Here is an 8911-nt window from a genome sequence, read left to right on the forward strand (position 1 = left end):
GTCCAGGCCGTCGAGGTCCGGCTCGCCGGCGCGCGCCCGGGCGAGCACCGCCTGCAGCGGCGGCCCGCCGAACGGCGGACGCCCCGTGGCGGCGAGCGCGAGCAGCGCCGCCCAGCTCCACCAGTCGCCGTCCTCGGACGGCGCTGCGCCCTCGAGGAGCTCGGGCGCGAGGTAGCCCGGGGTGCCCATCACGAGGCCGGTGGAGGTCACGCGCAGGTCGTCGACCGCCTGCGCGATGCCGAAGTCGATGAGCACCGGGCCACGGTCCGTGACCATGACGTTGCCCGGGGTCAGGTCGCGGTGCAGCACGCCGGCCTCGTGCACGACGGCGACGGCACCGCGCAGGCGCTCGGCGAGGTCGGCCAGCTCGACCGGCGTCAGCGGTCCGCGCGAGCGCACGCGTGCGGCGAGGTCGTCACCCTCGACGAGCTCGGTCACGACGAAGGCCTCGTCGGCCTCGATCTCGGCGTCGAGCACGCGCGCGACACCGGGGTGGCGCACGCGCTGGAGGTTGCTGACCTCACGTCGCAGCCGCTCGCGCGCGTCCGGGTCCGCGCCGAGGTGCGGGTGCAGCAGCTTGAGCGCGACCGTGGTCCCGTCGCCGTCGACGGCGCGGTACACCGCGCCCATGCCCCCGTGACCCAGCGGCCCGAGCACGCGGTAGCCACCGATCTCGGTGCCGGGGGCCACGCCGATCCGCTCCATGGCGGCACGCTAGCGGGGGCGGCCGGGTGGGTCCCCCAGGCGCGCGCTGGTACGCCTCGATAACCTCGGGCGGGCAGATGCGAGAGGGTGGGGCGTGACGTCGACGCGGTACGAGCTCGTGGTGGTGGCCAACCGGCTCCCGGTGGACCTCTCGGTCGCCGAGGACGGCAGCACGTCGTGGCGGCGATCGCCCGGCGGGCTCGTCAGTGCGCTGGAGCCCGTGATGCGCACGACGCACGGCGCGTGGATCGGCTGGACCGGCTCGGCGGACGTCGAGGCGGAGCCGTTCGAGGCGGACGACATGCACCTCGTCCCCGTGACGCTCAGCGCCGACGAGGTCGCGGACTACTACGAGGGCTTCTCGAACGACACGCTGTGGCCGCTGAGCCACGACGTCATCAGCCCGCCCGAGTTCCACCGGCACTGGTGGGACGCCTACCGGCGGGTCAACCGGCGCTTCGCCGAGGCGGCCGCGGGCCTGGCGGCCGAGGGCGCCGTCGTCTGGGTGCACGACTACCAGCTCCAGCTCGTCCCGGCCATGCTCCGCGAGCTGCGGCCCGACCTGAGGATCGGCTACTTCCACCACATCCCGTTCCCGCCGCTCGAGATCTTCGCCCAGCTGCCGTGGCGGCGGCAGGTCGTCGAGGGGCTGCTGGGCGCCGACCTGGTCGGCTTCCAGCGCTCGGGTGACGCGAGCAACTTCATCCGCGTGGTGCGGCGGCTCACGGACCTCACCGCGCGCGGTCAGCTGGTCAGCGTCCCGGGCAAGGACGGCGGGGCGGAGCGGCTCGTCCGCGCCGCCGCGTTCCCGATCTCGATCGACTCGTCGAAGTTCGACGCCATGGCCCGCAAGCCCGAGGTGCGTGCCCGGGCCGCGGAGATCCGCGCCGACCTCGGCAACCCGGGCGTGCTGCTGCTCGGCGTCGACCGGCTCGACTACACCAAGGGCATCGGGCACCGGATCAAGGCCTACGGCGAGCTGCTCTCGGAGGGGCGCCTGGCCGTCCCCGACGCCGCGCTCGTCCAGGTGGCCAGCCCGAGCCGCGAGAACGTCGAGGCGTACCAGCAGCTGCGTGACGAGGTCGAGGGCCTCGTCGGCCGCATCAACGGCGAGTTCGGCCAGATCGGGTCCGCCGCCGTCTACTACCTGCACCACTCCTACCCGCCCGAGGAGATGGCGGCGCTCTACCTCGCGGCCGACGTCATGCTCGTGACATCCCTGCGCGACGGGATGAACCTCGTCGCCAAGGAGTTCGTCGCCGCCTGCGTCGACGACCGCGGGGTGCTGGTCCTCAGCGAGTTCACGGGCGCCGCCGACGAGCTCTCCGGCTCGCTCCTCGTCAACCCGCACGACATCGACGGTCTGAAGGACGCGATCGAGCGGGCGGCACGGATGGAGCGCCGCGAGATGCGGACGCGCATGCGCAAGCTCCGCCGGCGCGTGCTCACGGACGACGTCACGAAGTGGTCCGACACCTTCCTCGCCGCGCTGGGCGCCGGGGTGGACGGGCACGAGCCGCCGGTCGTCGAGGACGCGCACCTGCGGCTCGCGCACCAGCCGCACCGCGAGGGCCCGCGCGGGGGCCAGGGGTGACCGGCGCGGCCGACGAGGTCGGGGACGCCGCGGCGCTCGACGCCGCGGTCGAGGACCTGGCCGGGCGCCTGCGCGCGGGTGAGCAGGTGCTGCTCGGGCTGGACTTCGACGGCGTCCTGGCGCCCCTGCGGGACGACCCGGACCAGAGCCGTGCGCTGCCCGGCTCGGTCGACGCGCTCGCACGTCTCGCGGGGGTCGGCGGACTGCACGTCGCGCTCGTCTCGGGCCGCGCGATCGCCGACCTCGCCGCGCTCGCGCAGGTGCCCGAGGGCACCTGGCTCGTCGGGAGCCACGGCGCCGAGCGCGGGCGCTGGACCGGTGCCGGTCTCGAGCGCGTGGACCTCGAGCTCGAGCCGCCCGTGGCCGAGCGCCTCGCCGACCTGACGACCCGGCTGACGGAGGCGGTCGCCGGCTCGACCGCACGCGTCGAGCACAAGCCGGCGTCGGTGGTGCTGCACACGCGCACCGCGACCCGCGACGACGCCGCGCGGCTGACCGCCGTCGCGCTGGCCCTCGGCGGCGAGGGCGTCGACGCGATGCAGGGCAAGGACGTCGTCGAGCTCGCGGTGCTGCACGTCAGCAAGGGCGACGCACTGGCGACGCTGCGCGCCGAGCTCGGTGCGAGCACGGTCGTCTACGCGGGCGACGACGTGACGGACGAGCGCGCGTTCGTCACGCTCGACGCGACGGACGTCACCGTCAAGGTGGGCGACGGCCCGACGGCGGCCCGGTTCCGCGTCCACGACCCGGACGCCGTCACCGCCCTGCTCGCCCGGATGGCGGACGCGTTCGGGGCGTCGTGACGATTCGACCGGTTCGTCGCAGGCGGCCCGCGCGGTGTGGCAGGATGACGACGTCGCACGGGTGACCTGGACCACAGTCGGTCCGCGTCGTCCGTGTCGGTGTCATCGATGACGCCTGACACTCCCATCACGACGGATCGTCCGGCACGTACCTGCCGGTGGAGGGATCGGACCATGGCCACGGTCACGTACGACAAGGCTTCCCGCATCTACCCGGGGACCGAGCGTCCCGCGGTGGACGCGCTCGACCTCGAGATCGCGGACGGCGAGTTCCTCGTCCTCGTCGGGCCCTCGGGCTGCGGCAAGTCGACCTCGCTCCGCATGCTCGCCGGCCTGGAGGACGTCAACTCCGGCCGCATCCTCATCGGCGACCGCGACGTCACGGACGTCCAGCCGAAGGACCGGGACATCGCGATGGTGTTCCAGAACTACGCGCTCTACCCGCACATGTCGGTCGCCGACAACATGGGCTTCGCGCTGAAGATCGCCGGCACGCCGAAGGCCGACATCCGCAAGCGCGTGGAGGAGGCCGCGAAGATCCTCGACCTCACCGAGTACCTGGACCGTAAGCCCAAGGCCCTCTCGGGTGGTCAGCGTCAGCGCGTCGCGATGGGCCGCGCCATCGTGCGTCAGCCCCAGGTGTTCCTCATGGACGAGCCGCTGTCGAACCTCGACGCCAAGCTCCGCGTCCAGACCCGCACGCAGATCGCGTCGCTGCAGCGCCGCCTCGGCGTCACGACGGTCTACGTCACGCACGACCAGACCGAGGCCCTGACCATGGGCGACCGCATCGCGGTCCTCAAGGACGGCGTCCTGCAGCAGGTCGGCACGCCGCGCGACATGTACGACACCCCGGCGAACGTCTTCGTCGCCGGCTTCATCGGCTCCCCGGCCATGAACATCGGCTCCTTCCAGGTGTCCGAGGGTGCCGCGCAGCTCGGCCAGACGCGCATCCCGCTCGAGCGCGACGTCATCGCGGCGATCAAGCCCGAGGACAAGGGCCACATCACGATCGGCTTCCGCCCTGAGGCGCTCGACGTCGTGACCCAGGCCAACGAGGGTGCGATCCCGATCAAGGTCGTGCTGGTCGAGGAGCTCGGCTCCGACGCGTTCGTCTACGGCGAGCTCGCCGGCGCCGGCGCGGCCGCCAAGGACATCCACTCGGGTGCCGGCGACGCGCAGATCATCGTGCGCGTCGACCCGCGCCAGGTCCCGATGAAGGGCGACACGATCTGGGTCGCCGTCCGCCCGGGCGAGCGGCACGTCTTCTCGTCCGCCAGCGGTGCACGCATCACCGTCTGACCTCAGCACCACCTGATCACACCCGGAGGGCGGGACGGCGAGTGCCGTCCCGCCCTTCGCGGTCGGAGGACCCGATGCCCGACTCCCTGCAGATCACCGCGGCCTCACCGGACCCGGCCCTCCTCGACCTCCCCTGGCACGTGCCGCTCGAGGACTGGCCGCAGGACGTGCTCGCCGCGCTCCCCCGAGGCATCTCGCGGCACGTCGTGCGCTTCGTGAAGCTCTCGGGCCGGGTCATCGCCGTCAAGGAGATCGGCGAGACCGTCGCCTACCGCGAGTACGAGCTGCTGCGCGCGCTGAGCCGCCTCGACGTCCCGAGCGTCGAGCCGGTCGGCGTCATCAACGGCCGCCGGTCACCCGACGGCGAGCGGCTCGAGGCCGTGCTCATCACGAAGCACCTGCAGTTCTCCCTGCCGTACCGCGCGCTGTTCAGCACCGCGCTCCAGCCGCACACGACCGGTCGGCTCATCGACGCGCTCGCGGTGCTCCTCGTCCGCCTGCACCTCACGGGCTTCTACTGGGGCGACGTCTCGCTGTCGAACACGCTCTTCCGCCGCGACGCCGAGACGTTCGCCGCCTACCTCGTCGACGCCGAGACCGGCGACCTGCACGAGCGCCTGAGCGACGGCCAGCGTGCCTACGACCTCGAGGTCGCGCGCGTGAACATCATCGGCGAGCTCATGGACCTCGAGGCCGGCGAGCTGCTCGAGGAGGACGTGGACACGATCGCCATCGGCGGCCGGCTGGTCGAGCGGTACCAGGAGCTCTGGGACGCCCTGACCGAGTCCGAGTCGTTCGACACCGGCGAGCGGTGGCGCGTCGCGGCGCGGATCGAGCACCTCAACGAGCTCGGCTTCGACGTCGGCGAGCTCGACATCACGACGGACGTGGACGGCACCACCGTGAGCATCCGGCCCAAGGTCGTGGACGCGGGGCACCACAGCCGCCGGCTCATGCGCCTGACCGGCCTCGACGTCGAGGAGAACCAGGCGCGCCGCCTGCTCAACGACCTCGACGCGTACCGCGCGCACGCCGACCGCCAGGGCGAGGACGAGGAGTTCGCGGCGCACGACTGGCTGACCACCGTCTTCGAGCCCGCCGTCCGCGCCGTGCCGCGCGAGCTGCGCGGCAAGCTCGAGCCCGCGCAGATGTTCCACGAGATGCTCGACCACCGGTGGTTCGTCTCGCGCGAGCAGGGGCGGGACGTGCCGATGGCCGAGGCCGTGCGCAGCTACGTCGACACCGTGCTCCAGCACCGCCCCGACGAGAAGGCCGTCCTCGGCGTCGACACCGCGGTCATCCCCCGCATCAGCGACCTCTGACCCCTCCCGCTCGCCGACCGGAGCGATGCGGGGCCGACACGCACGCGTGTCCCCCCGGATCGCTCCAGCCGGCAGGGTCCGAGGGTCAGCCGGCGTCCTGGGCGCGCAGGCGGGCGACCTCGTAGAGGCTGATCCCCGCCGCGACGCCCGCGTTGAGGCTCTCGACGGCGCTGCGGATCGGGATCGACGCGACGACGTCGCACGTCTCCCGCACGAGGCGGCCGAGGCCCTTGCCCTCCGAGCCGACGACCAGCACGACGGGCCCGGTCGCGAGCTGCAGGTCGCCGATCTCCATGGTGCCGCCCGCGTCCAGGCCGACGACGAAGCAGCCGGCGTCGCGCAGCTCGGTGAGCGCGCGCACGAGGTTGGTCACGCGCGCGACCGGCACGCGCGCCGCCGCACCGGCCGAGACCTTCCAGGCCGAGGCGGTCACGCCCGCGGCCCGGCGCTCGGGCACGACGACGCCGTGCGCGCCGAACGCACCGGCGGAGCGCAGCACCGCGCCGAGGTTCCGCGGGTCCGTCACGCCGTCGAGCGCGACGACGAGCGCCGGCTCGCGCGTGCGCTCGGCCCGCGCGAGGAGCGCGTCGAGGCCCGCGTACTGGTACGGCGGCACCTGGATCGCGACACCCTGGTGCACGAGTCCGTCGGTGAGCCGGTCCAGCTCGGGCTTGGTCACCTCGAGCAGCGGGAGCCCGCGGTCGGTCGTGAGCTTGAGGATCTCGCGGATGCGGTCGTCGGCGTCGATGCGGTGGCCGACCCACACGCCCGTGCACGGGACACCGGCCCGCAGCGCCTCGACGACCGAGTTGCGGCCCGCGACGATCTCGGCGCCCGCCGCGGGCTTCGACCCGCGACCCGAGGCGCCGCCGGGCCGCGACGGGCGCGACGACGTCGTGCGCGTCTCCGGGGCGCTCCGGCCCTCGCCGGCGACCGGACGACGGCCCCGGCCCTTGGCCGCGTCGAGCCGCTCGGCGGCCGCCTTGCGCTTGGCCGCGACGTGGTACGGGCGGTCCTCGGCCTTCGGCGTCGGCCCCTTGCCCTCGAGCGCGCGCCGGTTCTTGCCGCCCGTGCCGACGGTGGCGCCCTTCTTCGATCCGGCCTTGCGGGTCGCCCCGCGGCGCTGGGAGTTGCCTGCCATCAGTCCTCCTGGTCGTGCGCGAGCGACCAGCGGGCACCGGTCGGTGAGTCCTCGACGACGATGCCGGCGGCGGTGAGCCGGTCCCGCACCGCGTCGGCCGTGGCCCAGTCCTTCGCGGCCCGCGCCGCAGCACGCGCCTCGAGCTCCGCCGCCACGAGCGCGCCCAGGGCGTGCTCGGCGCGTGAGTCCGTCGACGGGCCGCCCCACCGCACGGGGTCGAGCCCGAGCGGGTCGAGCATGCCGCGCACCGCGATCAGCGCCTCGCGCGCGGCCGCGAGGTCGCCGTCGGCGAGCGCGGAGTTGCCGCGGCGCAGGTGCTCGTGGACGACGGCGAGCGCCGCCGGGACGTTGAGGTCGTCGTCCATCGCGGCGACGTACTCGGCGGGCAGCGGCGACCCGGCGACCTCGTCGTCCGGGACGGCGCCCACGCGCTCGGTGGCGCGGCGCACGAACCCCTCGAGCCGGGTCCAGGTCGCCTCGGCGTCGGGCACCGTCTCCGGAGTCCACTCGAGCATCGAGCGGTAGTGGACCGCGGTCAGCGCGTACCGGAGCACGGCCGCGTCCGTCTGGGCCAGCAGGGTCTCGACGAGCAGGCTGTTGCCGAGCGACTTGCTCATCTTCGCGCCGCCCTGGGTGACCCAGGCGCTGTGCATCCAGAGCCGCGCGAAGGCGTCACCGGCGGCGCGCGACTGCGCCTGCTCGTTCTCGTGGTGCGGGAAGCGCAGGTCGAGGCCGCCGCCGTGGATGTCGAACTCGCGGCCGAGGTACCGGCGCGCCATGGCGGAGCACTCGAGGTGCCAGCCCGGCCGGCCACGCCCGAACGGCGTCGGCCACGACGCCGTCGCGGGCTCGCCGGGGCGGTTGCGCTTCCAGAGGGCAAAGTCGCGCGGGTCGCGCTTGTCGGTGTCGGCGTCGTCGTCGGCCGTCGCGAGGTCGGCGAGCGGCTGGTTGGTGAGCGCCCCGTACTCCGCGAACGAGCGGACGGCGAAGTAGACGTTGCCCTCCTCGCCCACGTAGGCGTGGCCGCGCTCGACGAGCTCGCCCATGAGCTCGACCATCTCCGGCACGTGGCCGGTCGCTCGCGGCTCGTACGTCGGCGGCAGCACGCCGAGCGCGCGCTCCGCGGACGCGAACAGCCGCTCGTGAGCCTGCGCCCACGCCCACCACGGCTCGCCCGCCTCGGCGGCCTTGGCGAGGATCTTGTCGTCGATGTCCGTGACGTTCTGCACCAGGGTCGCGCGCGTGCCGCCGCGGCGCAGCCACCGCACGAGGACGTCGAAGGCGACGGACTTGCGCATGTGACCGATGTGCGGCGGGCCCTGGACCGTCGCACCGCAGACGTAGATCCCGACCTCACCCGGACGCAGCGGGACGAGCTCGCGCACGGCGCGGGTCGCGGTGTCGAACAGGTGGAGGGTCACGGCGCCCAGGGTACCGGCGGCACGCCCACCCCCACTCTCGCCGACGCCTGGGTCAGCCGAAGGTGAGGCCGAGGCCGCGGTAGGTCGGTATGACCTCGACCGTGCCCCCGCCACCGTCGGCGACGTCGGCCCGCACGAGCGCGACCTCCGCGAAGCGCTCCATGACCTCGCCGGCCTTCGCGTGCCGGAACCACACCCGGTCGCCCACCGCCAGGCCGTCGGCGGCCCGTCCGCGCAGCGGCGTCTGGACCTCGCCCGCGCCCTCGGAGCGGATCAGCCGGAGGCCGCGCGGCAGCACGGGCCGCGGGGCCCTCGACGGGCCGACGGGACCCGAGGCGACGTACCCGCCGCTGAACACCGTGACCATGCCCGGGCGGGGCCGCCGCACGACGTCGAGCCCGATGAGGGCCGCGGGCACGAGCGGGCGGGCGCCCGGGTCCAGCCGGTAGCCGTCGAAGAGCGTGGGCAGCAGGAGCCCCGACCCGGCGGTCAGCTCGGTGACCGCCGGGTCCGTCGCGGTCGCCGCGAGGCTCCCGGTGCCGCCGCCGTTGACGAGGCCGAGCGGTCCGACGGCGGCCTCGACGGCGCGCACGACGGCGCCGCGGCGCCCGGCGAGCTCGGCC

At 74.2% G+C, this 8911-nt stretch carries 7 protein-coding genes and 1 pseudogene; 4 read left to right on the top strand and 4 right to left on the bottom strand.

Translation table 11 applies throughout. The features are described 5' to 3' along the window. A partial coding sequence (locus ICW40_RS06560; protein ID WP_221653030.1) for a serine/threonine-protein kinase occupies positions 1–705 on the bottom strand: 705 nt, incomplete at its 3' end. 94 nt (positions 706–799) lie between these two features. On the opposite strand from ICW40_RS06560, the gene ICW40_RS06565 reads away from it, so the two are divergent. The 4 genes from ICW40_RS06565 to ICW40_RS06580 all read left to right on the top strand — a co-directional run bounded on the left by ICW40_RS06565 (position 800) and on the right by ICW40_RS06580 (position 5726). Next, a complete protein-coding gene (locus ICW40_RS06565) occupies positions 800–2299 on the top strand; it encodes an alpha,alpha-trehalose-phosphate synthase (UDP-forming) (protein WP_221653031.1) in 1500 nt (499 codons plus the stop codon). Further along, a complete protein-coding gene (gene otsB / locus ICW40_RS06570) occupies positions 2296–3102 on the top strand; it encodes a trehalose-phosphatase (RefSeq protein ID WP_221653032.1) in 807 nt (268 codons plus the stop codon). Before ICW40_RS06565 ends, otsB begins: the two co-directional genes overlap by 4 nt. 174 nt (positions 3103–3276) lie before the next feature. Next, a complete protein-coding gene (locus tag ICW40_RS06575) occupies positions 3277–4404 on the top strand; it encodes an ABC transporter ATP-binding protein (protein WP_221653033.1) in 1128 nt (375 codons plus the stop codon). Between the two features lie 74 nt (positions 4405–4478). Beyond that, positions 4479–5726, top strand: a complete 1248-nt coding sequence (locus ICW40_RS06580; protein ID WP_221653034.1) for a DUF4032 domain-containing protein — start codon at positions 4479–4481, stop codon at positions 5724–5726. An 85-nt stretch (positions 5727–5811) separates the two neighbouring features. Here ICW40_RS06580 and rlmB read toward each other — a convergent pair whose 3' ends face one another. The 3 genes and pseudogenes from rlmB to ICW40_RS06595 all read right to left on the bottom strand — a co-directional run. Beyond that, positions 5812–6867, bottom strand: a complete 1056-nt coding sequence (gene rlmB / locus ICW40_RS06585; RefSeq protein WP_221653035.1) for a 23S rRNA (guanosine(2251)-2'-O)-methyltransferase RlmB — start codon at positions 6865–6867, stop codon at positions 5812–5814. Beyond that, positions 6867–8288: a cysteine--tRNA ligase gene (gene cysS, locus ICW40_RS06590; RefSeq protein ID WP_221653036.1), complete on the bottom strand. Its 1422-nt coding sequence runs from the start codon at positions 8286–8288 to the stop codon at positions 6867–6869. The genes rlmB and cysS overlap by 1 nt, the downstream gene beginning before the upstream one ends. A gap of 52 nt (positions 8289–8340) precedes the next feature. Beyond that, positions 8341–8911 (bottom strand): annotated as a pseudogene (locus ICW40_RS06595) (amino acid deaminase/aldolase); the annotation flags it as partial.

Source organism: Actinotalea ferrariae (assembly GCF_019733465.1).
GTDB lineage: Bacteria > Actinomycetota > Actinomycetes > Actinomycetales > Cellulomonadaceae > Actinotalea > Actinotalea ferrariae_A.